The organism is Microcoleus sp. D3_18a_C4 (assembly GCF_036702415.1).
Lineage (GTDB): Bacteria > Cyanobacteriota > Cyanobacteriia > Cyanobacteriales > Microcoleaceae > Microcoleus.
On the sequence record NZ_JAUBTI010000019.1, the window covers coordinates 41,973 to 60,917 of the forward strand.

An 18,945-nucleotide genomic window follows, 5' to 3' on the forward strand; every position below is an offset into this window, starting at 1 on the left:
GACACGGCAATGCCGTGTCCGGGAGCATCTCAGTTTTGCATTTACAGTGCGAGCGTCCCCGCTCGCGTATTGTACAATACGCGAGCGGGGACGCTCGCACTACAACAAAAAAAATGCTTTTTACAAAACTGAGATGCTCCCCCGTGTCCCTACTAGCTAGTCAAAATCATCAAATTATTGCACGCCAATAAACTTGTGAGTTTGCAAAGATAGCCTGTAACTAGGATTTTGTTTCAGCAATTCCAAAATAATGGGAATCGCTGATTTTTTTGAGTTCCATTCTGGTTGCAAGAAAACCGGAATATTCACATTATTTTCCAAATGCTTGTGATAAAATTCAACTTCTGCGCCAGTGCTAATCACTAACTTAATTTCATTGGCTCTAGTCCAAAAAAGCTCTTGCACCGGATATTTAGGATTGACGTGTTCCTTCGGAGAAAGAGTAATCCAAGCCTGCGGGGAAACATCCTGCCAGTAAGCACCCGAAGTTTCAATACTCACCTGCTTGTCAGCTTCTAACAAAGCTTCAACTAACTCAGGCAAATCGCGGTGAATGAAAGGTTCGCCGCCAGTAATGACCACCCTCGGAGACTGCAATTGAGCGAGCAATTGGGCGATCGACTGCGGCACAGACGGCAAACCTTTGCCCCCATTTTCGTAGCCTGTGTCGCACCAAGGACACCCCACAGGGCAACCTGCCAATCTGATAAAATCAACTAAAGTCCCCGTCCAGTAACCTTCGCCTTGAACAGTACACTGAAAAGTTTCGTGAATTGGTAATTTTAGTTGTAAATTAGACACCCGAAGTTACGCCTCAAATCAATTAGTTACGTTGTTTAGATATAATATTCTTAAATTGTTATTTCTTCGCGGTTTGCAGCAAATAAAAACAGTTCTGAACGCATAAACGGGGTTTATGAAAAAAAATATCCGTTTTATCTCAGAAGCTTGACTCAGAAATCGGGTTTCTTCATAGCTTTTGTATAAATCCTTAGAAATCCACCACAAACCGCAAATAACTCTTTAATTATGCTGTTCAGGTTCCATCAGAGTAGCCCAACGGCGTTTCAGGGCCAAAGTCAGCCCGTCAGCAATGGGGACAACACTGAGAGTAACTCTGGGATCGTTACGCAATTTGTCGTTGAAACTACGAATGGCGAGGGTGCTTTCGTCTTGTACTTGAGGATCGGCAACTCGTCCAGACCACAGAACATTGTCAATTACAATTAAACCGCCATTGCGTACAAGTTGCAGCGATCGCTCAAAATAAGCCTCATAATTTTCTTTATCGGCGTCGATGAAGGCAAAATCAAAGGTTCCTGCTTGTCCCTCGGCTATTAGTTTGTCGAGAGTATTTATTGCTGGGCCCAACTGCAAAGAAATCTTATTAGCAACGCCCGCAGCTTCCCAATAGCGTCGTGCGATCGCAGTATATTCCTCGCTGACATCGCAGGCAATAATTTGACCGTTAGGAGGCAGCGCTAAAGCTACGCACAGCGAGCTATAACCAGTAAAAACGCCAATTTCTAAGGTTTTGGTCGCTCCCATAAGCTGCACCATGAGCTCCATAAACTGACCTTGTTCGGGAGCAATCTGCATCATCCCCATAGGATGCTTAGCAGTTTCTTCTCGTAGTGAAGCGAGAATATCTGGCTCCCGCAGAGAAATAGATAACAGATAATCGTAAAGTTGATGTTCTAGGCCAAGAGTTGAGTTCGCCATTGGTTTGTCCTTGCTGCTCACTTTTGATTTTAGATTTTAGACGCCCTGTTAATGGAAATCGGAGAATGTAGAGTTAATTTAGGCATATATTTTGCTGTGGCTGATGGCAGGTTGCAGTAGCAGTGTGTCGGTTACACAGAGGCCACTTGCAAAACGCACGCTCTACTTCCAAATCAGTTTATCTCAGCCGCAGGTGATTTCGCAGCTCTGGAAAATAAAAATCGATAGAGGGGAGCGTTTTGAGATTCCTACTTTTCTAGCACTAGCACCGCGTAACCCCGTTAGTGATACCAGTTCAAAAAACGAATGCAACTGTATACAATCTGCAAACCCATACATAATCAGCCATTCCCCATCTCAAATCTCAAATCTCAAATGGTATGAGTTGGGGAGAAAGTGACTTCATCCTGATTACTAAGGAATGAGAGTTAAATAACTTCCACTCTTGAAAGTGGGATGGGCGTCCCGCCCGTCCAAAAATGACGGGCGGGACGCCCATCCCACAAAAACAACTAAAATTGTAAGTTATTTAATTCGCGATCCTAACTAGATGAACTGCGAAAAACATAAGTATGTCATTGCCAGTGAAATGAAGCAATCCCAAAGGTTGTGATTCGTTTACATTTTGTTACATTGTCAAGTTTGTTTGTGTCGTTCTACTTAATCGTCAATGAGTAATTATTGAGGACTTATATCATGTCCGATCGATTATCCCTAATACGGTAGGGGCGGGTTCACGAACAATATCTGCCAATAATTGACAATCTCAAAAACCCGCCCTTTTAATCGATCCCAAACCAAAAAACCGTTTCCTTTAACTATTATGGATGGGTTCAAGCCCGTGTATGTTCCTGGAACAAACTAGGCGTCTGGAAACCCTTGTCTCCCGGAGTATTACTAATCACTAATAAACTGGGTTCAATAGGACGATTTCTTAACTGTCACACTTTATGAATCCATACTTAAACAACCTACCCCAAATCTCAACTACCTTGCACGATTGAGGTAGAGCAAGTATTGGCGGGAAAAAACAGGTTTACCGCAACCCTTGGCCTGCACTTTTACTCATAACTAATGAACCGGGATTAATAGGACGCTCACTTAACTGTCACAGTTTATTCCTCCAGACCTAAACCACCTACCCACAATCAAAACAACATTCTACCAAGGCGATCGCTATGTATTACACTTTCGCAGGTTTTGGTGCCGCCACAGGCATATTTTTGCTGCTAGTTTTTGCCATTCTGCAATGGCTGCACGTCTCCGCCGGCAGTTTTATTGATTGGATAATTGCCATTGCTATTTTTGAATGGCTGTTGCTGATAGTTACAGTTCCCTGGAATATCCACTTTGAAGCTAAAGAAGTTTTAGCGCAAGCCGCCGAATCGACTAAAAAAAACATTGCTGTCGATCGGGAACAACTACAATACGTTACTGTATTAGTTAGCCGATCGCTCTTGGCGGCGATCGCACTTCACCTGTTTAGCGCGATCGCACTTTACGCCCTAGCCGCCGCCGGAATTAGTGCTGTTGGCTATCTCAGTTCCGCTGCTGCACTGCTGTTAACTGTACTGCGTCCAGCTATCCGAGGTTATCAGTATTTAGCCCAGCGGCTGACAAGTATCCGCCGCCAATTTTTGCACCCCCGTGAAGATATTGTCGAACTCCGCAGCCGCTTTGCACAATTAGAATCTACAGTTAAAGATTTGGCCAATCAAATAAGTTCAGACAATCCGAATTCGTGGGTGGCTGTCCAAAATCGGGAACGGGAAGCGATCAGAAGAGAATTAACTACTTTATCCGCATCTCTACAATCTTTGCAAGCGACAAATCAGGCAGAGCACACTAAACTGAGAAGAGATGCAGAAAGTGCGATCGCCCAACTCACCGATGACGGACAATTTCTCAACCACGTCCGCGAAATCCTCCGCTTCTTTAAAGAAGCATAAAAGAAGTGATTAGTGATTAGTCATTAGTGATGAGCCATTTCTCATTAGTGATTAGTCATTAGTCCTTCTCCCAATTACCAATTCTCAAGTTCCCATTTGCACATATCTATCTTTAGATAGATGGCAAAGGCTCGCGAATACTAAAAGTCTTAAGGAAGAGAAAATTTTATCAGTCTTGAGGAAGACTCAATAAATATATTTTTCATATAGCAACCGCCCTGACGGTTAGGACGTTCTTAATGCTGAAACCCTTGCGGAAGATTGCTTTTTCCTTCTCTCCTAGATAACTAAAACCTTCTTCCTTCTTCGTTCTTCCTTCAATATCTGCTATGACAGCAACTTCTTGCCAACTATAACCAAAGATAGTTTGTGAATGAGCTAGCTTTGGATTAATATTTAAACATAAGCCAAAGACCTTTTTGAAAAGATAACTCAGGAATAAATCATGACTAATCGCCAACCAATACCCCCCAAAGAAGAAGTTAGCAAATCAACACCGGCCGACGAACAAATCGAAGCCAATATGGAAGCCCCCCACTACGACAGGGGCATTACTCCTGCGGAGACAGCAGCCCGACAAGAACGCGAAGGCGCTAACTTCATGCACACAACCACCGAAGCGAAGCAGAAAAGTGCAAAAACTGATGACCAAACCGATGACGAAAGCATTCACACTACAGATGGTTATACAGTAGACAAAGAAGGTCTGGTTAACAATTACGCGATCGAACCGGAAATGTACATCAACGAACCGGGCGATTTGAGAGCCAAAGAAGAAGCCGAAGCCGCAGAACGGGCTCGAATTCTCGCAGAAATCAAAGATAAAAAAGGCGAGGAAGGAAAACTGACAATGGATGCAGACACCCGTGGCAAAGGGCCGGGCATTATCTAGATTGTGTGGTTGGTAGTTGCATTTGGGCGCGCGAGCTTGCAACGGCAAAGCACAGGGGCGGGTTTTGATAGTTCCGGCAATTATCGATCGATATTTCCGGTAAAACCTGCCCCTATTTTGTTTTACACATCTGTTTTTTGAGTTGAGATGTTACATCTTACATCTTGCACCAATATCAATAATCCTTTTTTGGGCTGGGTCTCCTGCCCGACCCCTACTCCTCACAATAAAACTCATTCTTTGTGGAACAGGCAGGAAACCCTTTTCTTGAGAATGGTGCAAGATGTGAGTTACATCTGAGATATTGCACCATTCTCAATTACTTGTTTAGGAACAGGCTTTCCGGCCTGTTCCACAAGAGATGAATTTTTTTGTGGAACAGGCCGGAAAGCCTGTTCTTCAGAATGGTGCAAGATGTGAGTTACATCGTACACCTCTCAATTACCGTATCAATCGGCAAGTTTTCACACCCAGCCCAAAAACGCCTTAAAATACCTCAAGCTTTAACATTTTCCCTCAGCCAATTAAACTTAGCCTCAGCTAGCGCCAAATTTTCCAGAACGTTAGGATTGATATCCTCGCGTTCAAATTCTGGTTGATCTAATTCTATATTGCGACCATATTCTATATGTCTGATCGTACCGCGCATCCTATCTGCCAGACACAGTGAAATTCCATAATAAAACCGCGAAGCAAAGCCCATATCTTGATCGAGTTTGATTACTAACTGTCGCCTGGGAATTGCCAGCAAGTGAGTTTCTTCGATCGCCTTCACCGTTGCCAAAGGAGGGCGAGCATCAATGAAAGAGACTTCTCCCACCAGTTCTCCGCTGGCTATTTTAGCGAGTTCTCTAGTCCGCTCAGCCTCGATTAAAACGCTTAAACTCCCCTTCAAAACAATGTATAGCGCATCTATCTGCCTCCCTTCCTGGATCAAAATCCCGCCCGGATCTAAAACTTCCTTTTTGCCTTTTTGGACGATCCAGTTGATATCGTCATTATTTAACTGGCTCAAAATAAAAAGTGCTTTTTTTCTGCTGCTGTCGGCCATAAGTTTTAGCTCTCGATCGCTTCTTCTTTATATAAAATTTAGATGGCGCGCGATCGCAACTTCTTCCGAAGCAGTCCTCGCTCAATAAAGTTTTTCTTATCCTGCCTAACTTATTAGCAAAACCCATATCCGGCAGGCTTTGCCAATAGCAGATGAATCACGCTGAATCATAATCTCTCAATACTAGCATTTGTTAAACAATCTTTTTTAACTCGATCGACCTCAAAAAACTCGTGTAAAATTCCCGTCTCAAAAGGAATTGGGTTCACCCGCCCAGCTTTGGTGCGGGATGGGGCGCGGCAGACAATGCTCCGCGCCCAGTCTTGCTCACTAAATCGATCGCAAATCAGGATAGCCGGCCAACATATCGTCAGCAGTCAGAGTGTCCCCGTTCGCTTGAGGAGTCCACAGCACCTCAACCGCCAGCAACTGCTCGCTCGATACTCCCCCAATCTGGCGCAAAGCTTGGCGCAAATCTTCAGAGTTTTTCACTGCTGGCAATTGCAATTTACCTTGAGTACCGACAATCACCGTCACCACAATAAATTCCCCAGGATCTGAATTCACATCAGAAGCCACCAGCGCCCCATTTTCCTGCAAACCTGGCAGGATATTGCTGCTCCCTGCTTGCCGGAGCTGATTGTTATAATTCGAGAGCGTTTCTTCAGTAAATTTACTGCGTTCTGCCAAAGAAAGTTGATTAAACTTAGCTTCGGCTGCTTCCAAGCGAGTTTGCACAGATTCAGCGCCCGCGTAAACCCAGTATTCAGGATGCCGCAGCAGCGCCAGAGTAGATTCTTGCAGCACTTGAGCGCGACCGGCTGCTGTATCGGTATCCGCTTTTCGCGCTAGGGAGTCGAGTTCGGCTTGCAAACCGCGGGCCTCTGCTAGCAAACCAACTTGCAAGCGGGCGACAGATACAGTGGTAGTAGGGGCGCTGTTGCCCAGTTCGTCAGTTCCGCCCCCGGCGCGGCGGAAGCTTTGGACGAGGAAATTAGCGATCGAAATAAAAATCAAAATCGAGAACAGGCCGCCAAACCCGCCCCCAAAGCCAAAAAACGGCAGTAAGAACGGGAAACCGAAGCCGCCGCCAAAGCCGCCACCATAGCCGCCGGGGTAGTAGCCTCCTCCCGACGGCGCGTAAGTGCGACTAGGAGACGAGTAACTGCGCGCCGGAGCACTAAAAGATCCGCCGCCGATGCGTCCGCCGCTGCGGGCAGCCAGAGCTCCATCAGCGTTACCCAGGGCTAGCGTCAGTACCAGACCGATCGCAAATAGTGATTTCAAAAGCGGTTTGATCTTTGAAATTAGTTGCTTGTACATAAGACCGTTACTTTTCGATACATTTATAATTTACAGTTTATTCTCGCTTCTGGGCAGCCTGGTTATAGGTGTGAAGCCAGCGAGATATCCGTACCAACCGATCCCACCACAGTTATGCCTGAGTCTGCAAACGAGAAAACCTAGAAAGGACTTGCATTCCGATGCGGAGAACAATAGACCTCTGGAATAATTATTGTGGAACAGGCATCTTGCCTGTTCAAGACTTGATTTTCACTTCTAGGTCTAATCGACATCGCGGGTTTTACAGAACTTTACTTAAGTACAGGGCGATCGGCCAACAATAAGCTCTAGACTTTTAAAGAAGCGCCACGAGTCCTAGAAAACAGGGCTTTATCTACCGTAAAAAAAACATTATGTTTCTAACTCACCGCCCCCGCCGCCTCCGCAACCATCCCCAACTCCGCCGGATGGTACGCGAAAATATCTTGACAACCAGCGATTTAATTTACCCCCTATTTGCCGTACCGGGGGAAGCTTTTGCTAAAGAAGTCACATCGATGCCCGGAGTTTACCAGCTATCGGTAGACAAAATAGTAGAAGAAGCAAAAGAAGTCTACGACCTCGGCATTCCCGCTATTATTTTATTCGGCATTCCCGCAGACAAAGATACAGATGCTACAGGTGCTTGGCACGATTGTGGCATCGTTCAACAAGCGACGGAAGCAGTTAAAAAAGCCGTACCAGATTTAATCGTCATGGTCGATACTTGTCTGTGCGAATATACCAGTCACGGTCATTGCGGCTATTTGGAAGTCGGAGATTTAAGCGGCCGCGTCTTGAACGATCCCACACTAGAATTGCTGAAGAAAACCGCAGTTGCTCAAGCTAAAGCCGGTGCAGATATTATCGCACCTTCGGGAATGATGGACGGTTTTGTCGGAGCAATTCGCGAAGGATTGGACTCCGCTGGATTTGAAGATATTCCCATCATGTCTTACGCGGCAAAATACGCCTCAGCTTATTATGGCCCATTCCGAGATGCAGCAGAGTCTGCTCCGCAATTTGGCGATCGACGCACCTATCAAATGGACCCCGGAAACGGCCGCGAAGCTCTGAAAGAAATTGCTCTCGACATTGCCGAAGGCGCAGATATGCTCATGGTTAAACCCGCTTTAGCTTACATGGACATCATCTGGCGCGTGAAGGAAGCAACTAATCTGCCAGTTGCTGCTTACAACGTTTCTGGCGAATATGCGATGGTGAAAGCCGCCGCCCTCAACGGTTGGATAGATGAAGAAAGAGTAGTGATGGAAACTTTGACAGGATTCAAGCGTGCTGGTTGTGATTTGATTTTGACTTATCACGCCAAAGACGCCGCCCGCTGGTTGCAAAACTGATTCACTTAATTTGAGATTAGAGATTAGAGATTTGACTCCACACCACAATCTTCGGGTGTTCTTGTGGAGTCAACACCTCTCTCGATAGATGCTTTTTGAGCAATTAGGCAAGACACTAGCTATAGCTTACACTTACCGATAAACGACGCCTCGAAACCGGGTTTTTACCCTTTCAGTGGGCTGTAACTGAGATATTGCACCATTCTCAGGAACAGGCAAGATGCCTGTTCCACAAAGAGTGAATTTTCTTGTGGAACAGGCATCTTGCCTGTTCATAAAAAGCTTATTGACAATGGTGCAACATTTCAGTTGTAACGAAGTATTGCTATGAAAAAACCCGGTTTCTCTGTAGACAAACTCCCAACCCCTAAAAAATCAGTCATTCCCCATCTAAAATCTCTAATCTCAAATATCAAATGGTATGAGTTCTAAGTTGGGAATTTTGAGTCAAAGACTTTTTTTCAAAATTTACCCCAAAAAGTATTAATCATCACCGAAATTAGTTAGAAAATATGTATGAATAAAAATAGTTTTGTAAATGGGGAATTCAACCATTGATAGTTCCCAAGCAAAATCAACTTTCACTCGTGTAAAACAGTAAAAGTAACACAGTTGAGATACAACTTCAAGGCAGATTGAGCATGACATCAACGACTAGGGATTCCAGTCACATTCAATTTTGTATAGGTCGCGATCGCGCCGACATCGTACAGATCCAAGAACTATTTAAAGCCGCCGCCTTTTGGGCGAGGGAACGCAAGATAGAAGATTGGGAAATTGCGATCGCCAACAGCGAACCAGTTGTTACAGTTTGGGACGGCTCACGAGCGATCGGCTTTGCCAGAGCCACCTCAGATGGCATCTATCGAGCTACCATCTGGGATGTCGCCATTCACCCGGATTACCAAGGTGCAGGACTCGGCCGCAAATTAGTGCAAACCGTCTTGAGTCACCCTCGGATGTGCCGAGTAGAGCGAGTTTACCTGATGACAACTTACAAACAAAGCTTCTACGAGCGCATCGGTTTTCAGCCAAACGCTAGCACCACAATGGTACTTGAAAATCAGCTTCTAGAAGAAAATCTCGAATTAGAAATTAGCAACGGCGAATTGCTAACTGCTAATTGTTAAATCCGCACAAAAATTGCACCAAAATCTATAATATGTAGGGTGCGTCGCAGCGCACCTTACTCCCTATTAGACATCTCCAATAATTCTTGTGGAACAGGCCGGAAAGCCTGTTCAAGACAGGCTTTTCACTCCTATGTCTATTAAATCCCGTAGATTGCTCGTTGCCGAACTTTCTTCATCAGAAAGTTGCCAAAGGAATAGAACACTGAGTCCGGTTAAAATTGCACTCTTCGGACTCAGAAGGCACCGCCAGAACCTCCAACTTTCCGCTCATCAAACTTAAAAGAGTCTGATTCATCAATAACCTCATTCCCGAAGACACCTGAGAATTATCGCTGCTCTTGGTAATATCACACTCCAAATCGTGCTTCAGCAAATCCCAAGACTCGCTCCAAGCACTCACTGAACGCTGATCGTCCACCCAAATGTGAACGTATCCAGATTCCGGCGAAGAATGCGCCGAAACAGAAATACTCCCCTCCTCCATCTGAGCCACAGCAGTATCTACCAAATTGACTAAAACTTGCCTAAACCTCGGCAAATCTGCCAATACATAAATCCCGGGGTCTGGCGGCAATATCTCCAAACGAATGCCGCGATTAGCAGCTTGCAAGTAAGTTAAATCATCAACCTCGTCAAAAACCTTAGCTAACTGAATCGGCTCAATATCCATCCTTTCAGTGCCGTGTTCAGTTTTAGCAACAGAGATAATTTCATCTATTAATTTCACCAGCTTGAGTGCCGCGACGTGAGCTTGCTCGACAAACTCTCGTTCCTCAGCCGGATCGTCGCACAAATCCGAGAGAATTAATTGCAGCGTACCAATCATAGTGCTCAGGGGCGATCGCAACTCGTGAGAAGTTCGAGCCAAAAAACCCGCCTTAAATTGGCTCATCTCCGATGCCATCTGATAAGCCAATTGAGTTTGCTTAAGTTGCTCGGAAAGAGCATCAAACTTCTCTAAGTGAATTTCTTGAGGAGGTGGGGCTACTTTGGGCGCCGGTTCGGGCTGTTGCGAGCTTTTTTGCCGCAGGCGCCAAATCAAACTGCTTCCCAAACCCAGCCCCAGTCCCATACCTAAATATATAAAGTTGCTCCAGCCGATCGGCGCCATATTGCTTTGCCTTGGAGTTTAGCTTTTAGCATTCTAACTCGATCGTGCCTTGTCGCAATATTTCCCACCCGCTGCCCGTCCATTTAGCCACAGTCGAAGGCAAACTCGAAGCAGTTGTCGCTGTTGCTAATTCAGAAGGAACTAATGTCAAGACTTCGGGAAACTGAGCCTCAATTTCTGCCACCGATTCCAGAGGCGGCTGACCGGATAAATTAGCACTGGTAGTAGCCAAAGGGCCTGTCTGCTCTAGAATCTTTAGGGCAAGGGTAAGGTTAGGGACTCGTACTCCGATTGTAGTTGGGTCGATCGAATTCATGGCCGCCGGGACTTTTGGCGAAGCCGGCAGTACCAAAGTTAACGCCCCCGGCCAATAGGATTCGGCCACTTGCTGCCACAATTTAAACTCTGCTGGACTCCCCTGCACGTAAGGCCATAAAGCCTTGGCCGATGCTGCCATCAAAATTAGCGGTTTGTCTTGACTGCGACGTTTAGCGGCAAAAATCAACTCCGAGCGATCGGGACGCGCAGCCAAAGCGGGTACAGTATCTGTAGGAAAACTGACAATATGATTACCAGAAATTGCCCCTTGAACTAGGGCATCGATCGAAACTTGTGTCATGACATTTTAGATTTTAGATTTTAGATTTTAGATTTTAGAAGTACGACATATTCTTGAAACCTACAGACGGTAGGCTAAGGCAAACCGATCGATTCCTGCTAAATCCGAAAATATCTGAACTTTGCCATAACTCCCGTGACTTTGCAGCATATCAGCTACCGCCGTTTCTTGTCCCGCCATCATCTCAACCAGCCAAACTCCCCCCGATTCTAAATAATCGGGAGCCGTTTCTACCAAATGCCGGATGCACTCTAACCCGTCAAAACCGCCGTCTAAGGCCAGATGAGGTTCGTGCTTCAAAACTTCCGGTTCCAGAGTCAGCACCGTGCTGCTGGGAATGTAAGGGGGGTTAGACACCATCCCGCTGACTTGACCTTTGAGAAATTCTAGCGGTTCCCACCACGAACCTTGATAAAAATTAATTCGCGATTCAAAGCCCAAATTCTCAGCATTCAGTCGAGCAACTGCCAAAGCTTCCGAACTGCAATCTACTGCATAAACCCTAGCATTTGTCAACGCAGAAGCTAAGCCGATCGCGATCGCCCCGCTGCCCGTCCCCAAATCCACCCAATGCGATTTGGTCAATTCTCCCCCCCGAAGCTCGGAGAAGTTTAAATCTTCTCCCCCCCTTACTAAGGGGGGGTTGGGGGGGGTAGATTTTTGATTGATATTTTCTGCTTCTAAACGGCTTTTAACAGCTTCTACAGCCAAATCGATCAGCAATTCTGTTTCAGGACGCGGAATTAGCACCGCCGGCGTTACTTTGAGCGAAAAATGCCGCCAATGTGCAACTCCCGTTAAATACTGCACCGGCACCCGTTCCTGCAAGCGCCGCTGCCACAATTGAGCAAGTTCCGATAAAGACAACTTTAATTCAATTTTTGGCAAATCTTTAAACGACTCCAAACGCAGAGCCAACCTATCCAAACCCGCCAGCTCTTTCAGCAGCCAGTCGATTTCTGCTAGGGGAATGTCAGAGGATATCGCCTCGGTTTTAGCTTGATTCGCCCATTCCCAAAGCTCTAAACCAGAAACAAACATAAGACTTTGTAATAATTGCTAATTGCTAATTGCTAATTGTTAATTGCTAATTGCTAATTCGTAAATAGTAGGTTGAGTCGAGAAACCCAACCTACTATTTAATGACTGATAACTGATGACTAATGACTGATGACTGCTGACTAACTATTAGCGAGCTGGAGCCGGAGAGGCTGGAGCCGGCCGAGCTGGAGCCGGAGCAACCTGTGGATTTTGGCCCGCACCGGCAGGTTGGAGCGATCGCACAAATTCCAGCGACTCCCGCGAGGGAACCAAAATCATTTGGGTCAAAAACGGGTCGTTCTCAGTACGCAAAGCTTCCAAAACGCTCTCCAAGTTCACCACCTCAATCTTAATTGTGGCGGTCACGTTGGGCTGCTGCTGCTTAAAACGATCGACCATTCCCTGTAAATCCTCCTTGTTAAAAAACAAGGGAATCACCTCTTGCTGACCCCGCTGAATCGTCAAATAACCATTTTCTGCGCCGCCTCTTGCCAAAAATAGAGGTACACCGTTGAACTCATTAACTTGTTGACCAGTCTGCTGAAGTACAGTTTTAGCGGACTGCACCTGCTGCGGAGCGGGAACGAAAGCAAATTGCACTTCCTCCGGCTTGCCTTTATTTGCTTGAGTGAGCTGATAAATTTCCCCCAGCGACACCGGCATCACGCGCACCGTGGCCGCCAACTGAGGATTTCTGGTTTTCAGTTGATCGACAAAAGCTTGAGCGTCTTTCTGGCTGATGAAAATTCCCGCCACGGAAGCATTACCAGTTTGACCCTGACCCTGCTTGGGAACAGAAGCGATCAGGGGCGCACCCTGAGCGTCTGTAATCGTAAATACCGGCACCGATCGCAATTTTTCCAAAATTTGCGGCTCCGGCAGTGCCAGTGCAGACATCTTGCCAATTGGGGAGGGGCCCAGCAGAGTGCTGCCGACAATTCCCAATATTGCGCCCAAACGAACTAATGATTTCATGTTTTTTCCATCAGGAGCGATCCTGAAACACATTAACGCAAAGACTCGCGCTTTCACACGATCGGCAAAAACTGCCTCAATTTGTTTTCATTTTGACTAAATGTAAACATCAGAGACAGTTCTGCTTCAATCTATTATTTAACATTGTGCGATCGGGATGACAGGATTTGAACCTGCGACATCCTGCTCCCAAAGCAGGCGCGCTACCAAGCTGCGCTACATCCCGGTGTGATAGTTAGCTATCTTTTAACCATTAACACACAAAACCGCTTGCTTGTCAAGCTTTATTAAATATTTAGCTCTCGATGGAGCTAAGGCGAAGTTTTTTTCAGGTTGTGCGGTTTGACGCCACCCAAAAATCGATACCAGCCCCTGACTCCTATCGCGATCTGCTCAAATCGACTGACAATACTTGCACAGTTTCATAACGGCGCTGATGCCGAGATACATCCAAGCGTAACTGAGGGCAGCGCACAGGTGCAGTCGGTGTTGGCAGCGTCAATATTGTATTGTAGATCCTCAACAAATCAACGCCGACCTGCACCTCGCTCGCTAATCAGGATACCAAAACATACCTTTAATCCCCTCTGGATCGGACATAAAGCCCAAATTGCGGTAAAAATCCACCACATGAGGGTCAGCAAATAAGGTAATGTTGCTGATATCTTCACTGCGGAGTTTTTTAATGATGTATTTCATCAGCGCCTTGCCCATGCCTTTGCCCTGGTAGTCGGGATGAACTACCACATCCCAAAGCGTGGCATTAAAAGCATGGTCTGAAGTCGCTCTGGCGAAACCCACCAGCCGTCGCTGGCTGCCCCGCATCTCCCACATAGAGACGACTAGGAAGCTGTGCTGAATAGCTTTTTTGACTTTACGCAGGGGACGGCGGGACCAACCCACTGCATTACAAAGTTCTTCGAGTTCGTAGAGGTCAATGTCCCGATCGCAACTGAAAAAGATGCGAGCGTTTCCGCTGGCGGGCTTGCGAAACGTTGGGGAAAGCGGATCGCCTAACCCAACAGCCACATCTTCCTCAAAATCCGCTGTTTGGGGTACAGAGGCAGACTCAGAACTACTAAATAAGTTTTTCCAAAAACCCATGCAGGCGCGGTTAAGGTAGTAGAAGTTGGACGACGAGAAAGAGAACCAGACAGATAAACCCACCCCGATCGGCGTAGGATCAATTGCCGGTAGCCTCTTGAGGAACAGTTTACGGTACACTCATCTTACGCCGAAAACAGGGATTTGTCGTCCAACATTGAGTCTGCGCTTTTTTGATTCTGTCAAGTTTGGTAGAAATGTTCTGCTAGCCAGTGCCCGGATAACCCGCTTTTAAGGTAAAATTTGTTGCCGAACCAGGACAGAGGCATATTAGGAAATGCTTCTTTTGAGTGCCGCCGATCGCGCCGGAACTTATACCCTTGGTGGGAAATACCACTGGAATGGCGCAACGGTAAGGAACCCCACGCTTAAAAGCGGGGGCTTTTAGGAAGTCCGGCTCGTTCCGAGCGGTGCAAGAAGAAAGCCCGAACCTTACCAGAGACTGGATTAGACCTACGTTTTTTGAGTCATGATACCGGAAAATGCGACGCTAGTTTTCCGCTCTATCGCCCAAAGTTAAACAGGATTAACGGGGTTAAACCAGTGCTTTTGGCATAACAAGCTCCTAAAACATTCTCGAAGCGAACTTTACCCAGCAATGGAGGACTTTGTGTCTAATTTCGTTTTTCTACTTGATATCCACAAACGACCGCTCAATCCAATTCGTCCAGGATTGGCTCGCAAATTGCTAACCACTGGCAAAGCTGCTGTTTTTAAAAGATATCCATTCACACTCATTCTCAAGGTAGAGATAACAGCACCCCAGGAACCAATCACTCTTAAATTAGACCCTGGCTCCAAGGCTACTGGAATCGCATTAGTGCGAGGAGAGAATATAATCTTTGGTGCAGAGCTAACTCACCGAGGTCAAGCTATTAAAGCTAGTTTGGAGTCTCGCCGTTCATTGCGTAGAGGTAGGAGAAATCGTCATACTCGTTATCGGAAAGCTAGATTTCTAAATAGAACTCGCCCGAAAGGGTGGTTGGCTCCAAGCCTACAACATCGTGTCGAAACAACCCTAACCTGGGCAACTAGATTGATGAAAGTCGCTCCCATTGGTTCTATTGTTCAAGAACTTGTGCGGTTCGACTTGCAACAACTAGAAAATCCAGAGATTAATGGACTGGAATATCAGCAAGGCGTTTTATGTGGTTACGAGAGCCGCGAATATTTGTTAAACAAATGGGATAGAAAGTGCGCGTATTGTGGAATTACGGATACGCCACTACAAGTCGAACACATTCATCCCAGAGCCAAAGGCGGCTCTAATCGCATTTCTAATCTGTGCCTTGCTTGCGATGCTTGCAATAAAAAGAAAGGTACTCAAGCTCTTGAGCAATTCCTCTCTAAAAAGCCCGATATTTTAAAGCGGATTCTATCCCAAGCAAAACGTCCCTTAAAAGATGCAGCAGCAGTTAATTCAACTCGCTGGGCGTTGTTTAACGGACTCCGTTTGACGACTGGTTTACCAGTTTCTACTGGCAGTGGTGGCTTAACAAAATTTAATCGCACTCGATTAAATCTACCTAAATCCCACTGGTTAGATGCTGCTTGCGTAGGCAAAGTCGAAGAATTAAAGGTGCTGACTTTTCAACCGCTGTTAATAAAAGCAGCCGGACACGGTACTCGACAAATGTGTGGCACAAATAGGTTTGGCTTCCCAGTTCGACACAGATCGAAAAAGCAGATCCATTTTGGTTTTCAAACTGGCGATATTATCAGCGCTACCGTCACCGCAGGCAAGAAAGTCGGTTCCTACGTGGGACGAGTTCTTTGCCGTGCATCCGGTTCGTTCGACATCGCTACAATGAAGGGAAGAGTAGCAGGAATTAGCCATAAATATTGCAAACCTATTCACAAAAAAGATGGCTATTCCTATGGATTTTGATTCAAGGCGACTGAAGTCGCAGCCGCTTTCCTCCCCATCTCTAAAGCCAGGGGCTTCTCACTCGTTTTTTGGTGACATTCTCGTGATAAGTTCTCAGACAGATTTGACTTTTGCTTTTAGTGAGGAGACGGGTACAATTTAAGTCGAATCGTCGAATCGAAAATCCCATTGCCATAAGGCATGGAAGAGTCAATACCTAGTATATTTCCCGCACCTTCCCCTCAATTATGGCTTCGGGTTTAAAACCATCTACACTAGAACTTCTCAAGCGCTTTAACCGAGCGTTTCCGCAGTTTTATGAGCAATTTGTCAGCAGCGAAATCCAGTTGCAAAACCTCAAATTAGCTTACCAGCTTTACAAAACTCGGCAAGCAGTCATCGAAATCCGAGCTGAAGGTAACAAAAGTGCCCTGCATTTTGCTTACCGGAACCAGTCTTTTCTATTGAGCGATATTTTTGGAGTGCTCGCGGCCTACGGGCTGACGATTCACAGTCTGAGTCTGTACGGTCAAATTTACCCGCCCATGCTGGTATTTATCAAATTGGTCGTATCTCGCGGTGGCAAGGTACTGGCAGATAAAACAGCAGAAAACGTCTGTAGGGCGGTTCGAGAGGCATTGGCGGGGCATTTTGAGGTTGAAGAGATGTTGGCGGTGGAATTTAATTTAGACGCGGGTTTAGAAGATGTGGCAACTGAATTCTACGTCGATCCGGTTTTCCACTTGCCAGCTTTGCTGATTGAAGCCGATAATCAACCTGGACTTTTTTACAAAGTTATGTATGCCATCTGGCAAGAGGATTTGTTGGTCGTAAATGCTAATTTGCTAGTTTGGCGGGGGCGAACTCGCCTAATTCTCTATTTGTTGGGGCCCAATGAAAGTTTAATTCCCGAATATCTGGGGCAGAAAATCGCTGAGGGGGTGCGACAAAGATTGCTAGGCGAGCGATTTTAGGGCAAGCTGCCGATGCTCCCTAAATAACTAGATTTCTATAAGTAGACATTAGTTTGCAGAAGTTTTCCAGTGAGATAGGATAAAAAGCTCGGCAACATTGTTCCTACAAACGAGTGTAGATAGCGGTTCTCATAAACATGGAACACGCCGAAACGATGTTGTCAAGCTTTTTAAGTTTTACAGCGCCTACTTACTTAAGTAAGCTCGCGGGACTACACGCAAAAGTCGCCAGTATCCGCAAAAATGCGCTCAATAAAATTACGTCTCACCTCGCCCAAAACTAGGGATAGGTAACGCTAGCTAGAGAATTAAGAGATTAAATAATTGTTGAATGCTAACAATTTAGTTGGTTTAATAGTTGAAGGTAGGAGGTACGAATTTAATTTGTAACTATCCTACAAAAAAATATCTAATTTGACACTGGAATTCCAAGGGTTAACAACTTTCAAATCGGCTAAGTTTGGGAAAATTATTGCCGCAAAATGCCATTAAAAAATCGCGTTGATTTATGTCGCAATTGCGATCGATACAGCAGACAAAAAATTGAAGGGTGCAAAAAATATAGAAAGCTGGTTTGAAGGAATATTTATTCTAGGCCGATCGCATAAAAGGGCAAGCTATGCCAAGATTGCCCGTGCAGTGGACAAAAATCTTGTAGCGTCAGCCTGAAAAAGCTTGAAAACACAGGGTTTCGGCGTACTCCCTCTTTGTGAGAAAGGCTATACATAGGTTTACATCGGTCTTATGGAGCGGGTAGGATAAAAGTATGGCAACAATCGACATCCTAGGGGTTCGGCACGCTTACGATTTGACGGCTCCGACTGCAACTTCCCCGGTTCTGGTATTTGTCCACGGCTGGCTGTTAAGCCGCCACTACTGGCAACCTTTGACCGATCGCTTGGCATCAAACTATCAGTGCCTTACCTACGATTTGCGGGGGTTTGGCGATTCTCAATCCGACGGTGGCGTCGATCGCGGGCATTCCGAACCGCTAAATTCCTGCTACACTCCCGCAGCTTACGCTCGCGATTTGGAACTTTTACTCGAAAAACTCGATATATCTTCTGCTTGGCTGGTGGGACACTCTCTCGGCGGCACGATCGCTCTATGGGGAGCCAGCAAATTCTCCGATCGCGTTAAAGGCGTGGTCTGCATCAATGCAGGGGGCGGCATCTATCTTAAGGAAGAATTCGAGCGGTTTCGATCGGTCGGCAAGCAGCTAGTGACAATGCGTCCCGGCTGGCTGCCTCGCTTGCCCTTAGCAGATTACGTGTTTGCGCGCGATTCTGTAGCCCGCTCGATCGGCAGATCCTGGGGACGGCAGCGCTTAATAGATTTCGTGGGAGCTCATCCAGAGGCAGCTTTGGGGGCTTTGTTGGACTCCACCACAGAAGCCGAGATTCACCTCTTGCCACAAATTGTGTCCCAACTCAAGCAGCCTGTTTATTTTATTGCCGGTAGTAAAGACAAAATTATGGAACCAAAATACGTGCTGCATTTGGCTAGCTTTCACTGGATGTTCCAAGGTTGCGGCGAGAATGTCCTTCAGCTTCCCGATTGTGGCCATTTGGCAATGGTGGAACAGCCGGATGCCGTGGCTAGTTATCTGCAAAATATTCTCAAAGAACACACTTAAAGGGAATTGGGCAAAACAAAGCCGAGGAATCGGGCATTGGGCCGAGAGCCGGTTCGGGGAAACGAAGCTACCAAATAGAAAGTTATAGCAGAAGGAAGAAGGAAGAACGAAGAAGGCTTTAGTTGTTATCTAGGAGAGAAGGAAGAAATTGACCGCATGGGGAAAGTGCAATTAAGAACGTCCTAACCGT

The 18,945-nt window shown here is 46.1% G+C and carries 18 protein-coding genes and 1 tRNA gene; 7 read left to right on the forward strand and 12 right to left on the reverse strand.

Annotation, left to right across the window (positions count from 1 at the left end; translation table 11 throughout):
• Positions 1-174: 174 nt before the first annotated feature.
• The gene (locus tag QUB16_RS11830; RefSeq protein ID WP_333316180.1) at positions 175-801 is read right to left on the reverse strand and encodes a 7-carboxy-7-deazaguanine synthase QueE; all 627 of its coding nucleotides are present in this window, start codon (positions 799-801) and stop codon (positions 175-177) included.
• A gap of 222 nt (positions 802-1,023) precedes the next feature.
• The gene (locus QUB16_RS11835) at positions 1,024-1,722 is read right to left on the reverse strand and encodes a class I SAM-dependent methyltransferase (protein WP_333150977.1); all 699 of its coding nucleotides are present in this window, start codon (positions 1,720-1,722) and stop codon (positions 1,024-1,026) included.
• A gap of 1,178 nt (positions 1,723-2,900) precedes the next feature.
• Between QUB16_RS11835 and QUB16_RS11840 the strand changes: the two genes are divergently transcribed.
• Positions 2,901-3,671: a hypothetical protein gene (locus tag QUB16_RS11840; protein ID WP_333316182.1), complete on the forward strand. Its 771-nt coding sequence runs from the start codon at positions 2,901-2,903 to the stop codon at positions 3,669-3,671.
• Between the two features lie 202 nt (positions 3,672-3,873).
• Here the strand turns inward: QUB16_RS11840 and QUB16_RS11845 are convergent, their stop codons facing one another.
• Positions 3,874-4,131, reverse strand: a complete 258-nt coding sequence (locus QUB16_RS11845; RefSeq protein ID WP_333316184.1) for a hypothetical protein — start codon at positions 4,129-4,131, stop codon at positions 3,874-3,876.
• On the opposite strand from QUB16_RS11845, the gene QUB16_RS11850 reads away from it, so the two are divergent.
• Complete coding sequence (locus QUB16_RS11850) at positions 4,117-4,563, forward strand: hypothetical protein (protein WP_333053284.1); 447 nt, start codon at positions 4,117-4,119, stop codon at positions 4,561-4,563. The two genes, QUB16_RS11845 and QUB16_RS11850, sit on opposite strands and share 15 nt — an antisense overlap.
• A 290-nt stretch (positions 4,564-4,853) precedes the next feature.
• Here the strand turns inward: QUB16_RS11850 and QUB16_RS11855 are convergent, their stop codons facing one another.
• From QUB16_RS11855 to QUB16_RS11865, 3 genes are all read right to left on the reverse strand, one after another.
• Entirely contained in the window at positions 4,854-4,997 is a 144-nt protein-coding gene (locus QUB16_RS11855; protein WP_333316185.1) for a hypothetical protein, read from the reverse strand.
• A gap of 62 nt (positions 4,998-5,059) precedes the next feature.
• Positions 5,060-5,614 carry a cyclic nucleotide-binding domain-containing protein gene (locus tag QUB16_RS11860; protein WP_333316187.1) on the reverse strand — a complete coding sequence of 185 codons (555 nt, stop codon included), beginning with the start codon at positions 5,612-5,614 and terminating at the stop codon, positions 5,060-5,062.
• A gap of 330 nt (positions 5,615-5,944) precedes the next feature.
• A complete protein-coding gene (locus QUB16_RS11865) occupies positions 5,945-6,937 on the reverse strand; it encodes a DUF1517 domain-containing protein (protein WP_333316189.1) in 993 nt (330 codons plus the stop codon).
• A 374-nt stretch (positions 6,938-7,311) separates the two neighbouring features.
• Between QUB16_RS11865 and hemB the strand changes: the two genes are divergently transcribed.
• Both hemB and QUB16_RS11875 read left to right on the forward strand, forming a co-directional pair.
• Positions 7,312-8,295, forward strand: coding sequence for a porphobilinogen synthase (gene hemB, locus QUB16_RS11870; RefSeq protein ID WP_333316190.1), 984 nt, complete (start codon positions 7,312-7,314; stop codon positions 8,293-8,295).
• A gap of 641 nt (positions 8,296-8,936) precedes the next feature.
• Entirely contained in the window at positions 8,937-9,425 is a 489-nt protein-coding gene (locus QUB16_RS11875; RefSeq protein WP_333163027.1) for a GNAT family N-acetyltransferase, read from the forward strand.
• Positions 9,426-9,603: 178 nt separating this feature from the next.
• Here the strand turns inward: QUB16_RS11875 and QUB16_RS11880 are convergent, their stop codons facing one another.
• From QUB16_RS11880 to QUB16_RS11905, 6 genes are all read right to left on the reverse strand, one after another.
• Complete coding sequence (locus QUB16_RS11880) at positions 9,604-10,539, reverse strand: sensor histidine kinase (RefSeq protein ID WP_333145144.1); 936 nt, start codon at positions 10,537-10,539, stop codon at positions 9,604-9,606.
• Positions 10,540-10,564: 25 nt separating this feature from the next.
• Complete coding sequence (locus QUB16_RS11885) at positions 10,565-11,158, reverse strand: L-threonylcarbamoyladenylate synthase (protein WP_333316193.1); 594 nt, start codon at positions 11,156-11,158, stop codon at positions 10,565-10,567.
• Positions 11,159-11,218: 60 nt separating this feature from the next.
• Positions 11,219-12,199 (reverse strand): HemK/PrmC family methyltransferase, encoded by a 981-nt coding sequence (locus QUB16_RS11890; protein ID WP_333316195.1) that lies wholly within the window; start codon positions 12,197-12,199, stop codon positions 11,219-11,221.
• Between the two features lie 147 nt (positions 12,200-12,346).
• Positions 12,347-13,174, reverse strand: coding sequence for a Tic22 family protein (locus tag QUB16_RS11895; RefSeq protein WP_333316197.1), 828 nt, complete (start codon positions 13,172-13,174; stop codon positions 12,347-12,349).
• Between the two features lie 152 nt (positions 13,175-13,326).
• Positions 13,327-13,400 (reverse strand) — tRNA-Pro (locus QUB16_RS11900).
• Between the two features lie 326 nt (positions 13,401-13,726).
• Positions 13,727-14,278 carry a GNAT family N-acetyltransferase gene (locus QUB16_RS11905; protein WP_333316245.1) on the reverse strand — a complete coding sequence of 184 codons (552 nt, stop codon included), beginning with the start codon at positions 14,276-14,278 and terminating at the stop codon, positions 13,727-13,729.
• A 610-nt stretch (positions 14,279-14,888) separates the two neighbouring features.
• On the opposite strand from QUB16_RS11905, the gene iscB reads away from it, so the two are divergent.
• The 3 genes from iscB (at position 14,889) to QUB16_RS11920 (ending at position 18,755) form a co-directional block, all read left to right on the forward strand.
• On the forward strand, positions 14,889-16,166 hold the full coding sequence (gene iscB, locus QUB16_RS11910) for an RNA-guided endonuclease IscB (RefSeq protein WP_333316199.1): 1,278 nt from the start codon (positions 14,889-14,891) through the stop codon (positions 16,164-16,166).
• Positions 16,167-16,393: 227 nt separating this feature from the next.
• Entirely contained in the window at positions 16,394-17,119 is a 726-nt protein-coding gene (locus QUB16_RS11915) for a hypothetical protein (RefSeq protein ID WP_006631881.1), read from the forward strand.
• 766 nt (positions 17,120-17,885) lie between these two features.
• Positions 17,886-18,755 carry an alpha/beta hydrolase gene (locus tag QUB16_RS11920; protein WP_333316201.1) on the forward strand — a complete coding sequence of 290 codons (870 nt, stop codon included), beginning with the start codon at positions 17,886-17,888 and terminating at the stop codon, positions 18,753-18,755.
• Positions 18,756-18,945: the final 190 nt, after the last annotated feature.

Coding starts and splice junctions, on each gene's coding strand:
- QUB16_RS11835 (WP_333150977.1), bottom strand. CDS start 1,722: ATGGCGAACTCAACTCTTGGCCTAGAACATCAACTTTACGATTATCTG.
- QUB16_RS11840 (WP_333316182.1), top strand. CDS start 2,901: ATGTATTACACTTTCGCAGGTTTTGGTGCCGCCACAGGCATATTTTTG.
- QUB16_RS11850 (WP_333053284.1), top strand. CDS start 4,117: ATGACTAATCGCCAACCAATACCCCCCAAAGAAGAAGTTAGCAAATCA.
- QUB16_RS11860 (WP_333316187.1), bottom strand. CDS start 5,614: ATGGCCGACAGCAGCAGAAAAAAAGCACTTTTTATTTTGAGCCAGTTA.
- QUB16_RS11865 (WP_333316189.1), bottom strand. CDS start 6,937: ATGTACAAGCAACTAATTTCAAAGATCAAACCGCTTTTGAAATCACTA.
- hemB (WP_333316190.1), top strand. CDS start 7,312: ATGTTTCTAACTCACCGCCCCCGCCGCCTCCGCAACCATCCCCAACTC.
- QUB16_RS11875 (WP_333163027.1), top strand. CDS start 8,937: ATGACATCAACGACTAGGGATTCCAGTCACATTCAATTTTGTATAGGT.
- QUB16_RS11880 (WP_333145144.1), bottom strand. CDS start 10,539: ATGGCGCCGATCGGCTGGAGCAACTTTATATATTTAGGTATGGGACTG.
- QUB16_RS11885 (WP_333316193.1), bottom strand. CDS start 11,158: ATGACACAAGTTTCGATCGATGCCCTAGTTCAAGGGGCAATTTCTGGT.
- QUB16_RS11890 (WP_333316195.1), bottom strand. CDS start 12,199: ATGTTTGTTTCTGGTTTAGAGCTTTGGGAATGGGCGAATCAAGCTAAA.
- QUB16_RS11895 (WP_333316197.1), bottom strand. CDS start 13,174: ATGAAATCATTAGTTCGTTTGGGCGCAATATTGGGAATTGTCGGCAGC.
- QUB16_RS11905 (WP_333316245.1), bottom strand. CDS start 14,278: ATGGGTTTTTGGAAAAACTTATTTAGTAGTTCTGAGTCTGCCTCTGTA.
- QUB16_RS11915 (WP_006631881.1), top strand. CDS start 16,394: ATGGCTTCGGGTTTAAAACCATCTACACTAGAACTTCTCAAGCGCTTT.
- QUB16_RS11920 (WP_333316201.1), top strand. CDS start 17,886: ATGGCAACAATCGACATCCTAGGGGTTCGGCACGCTTACGATTTGACG.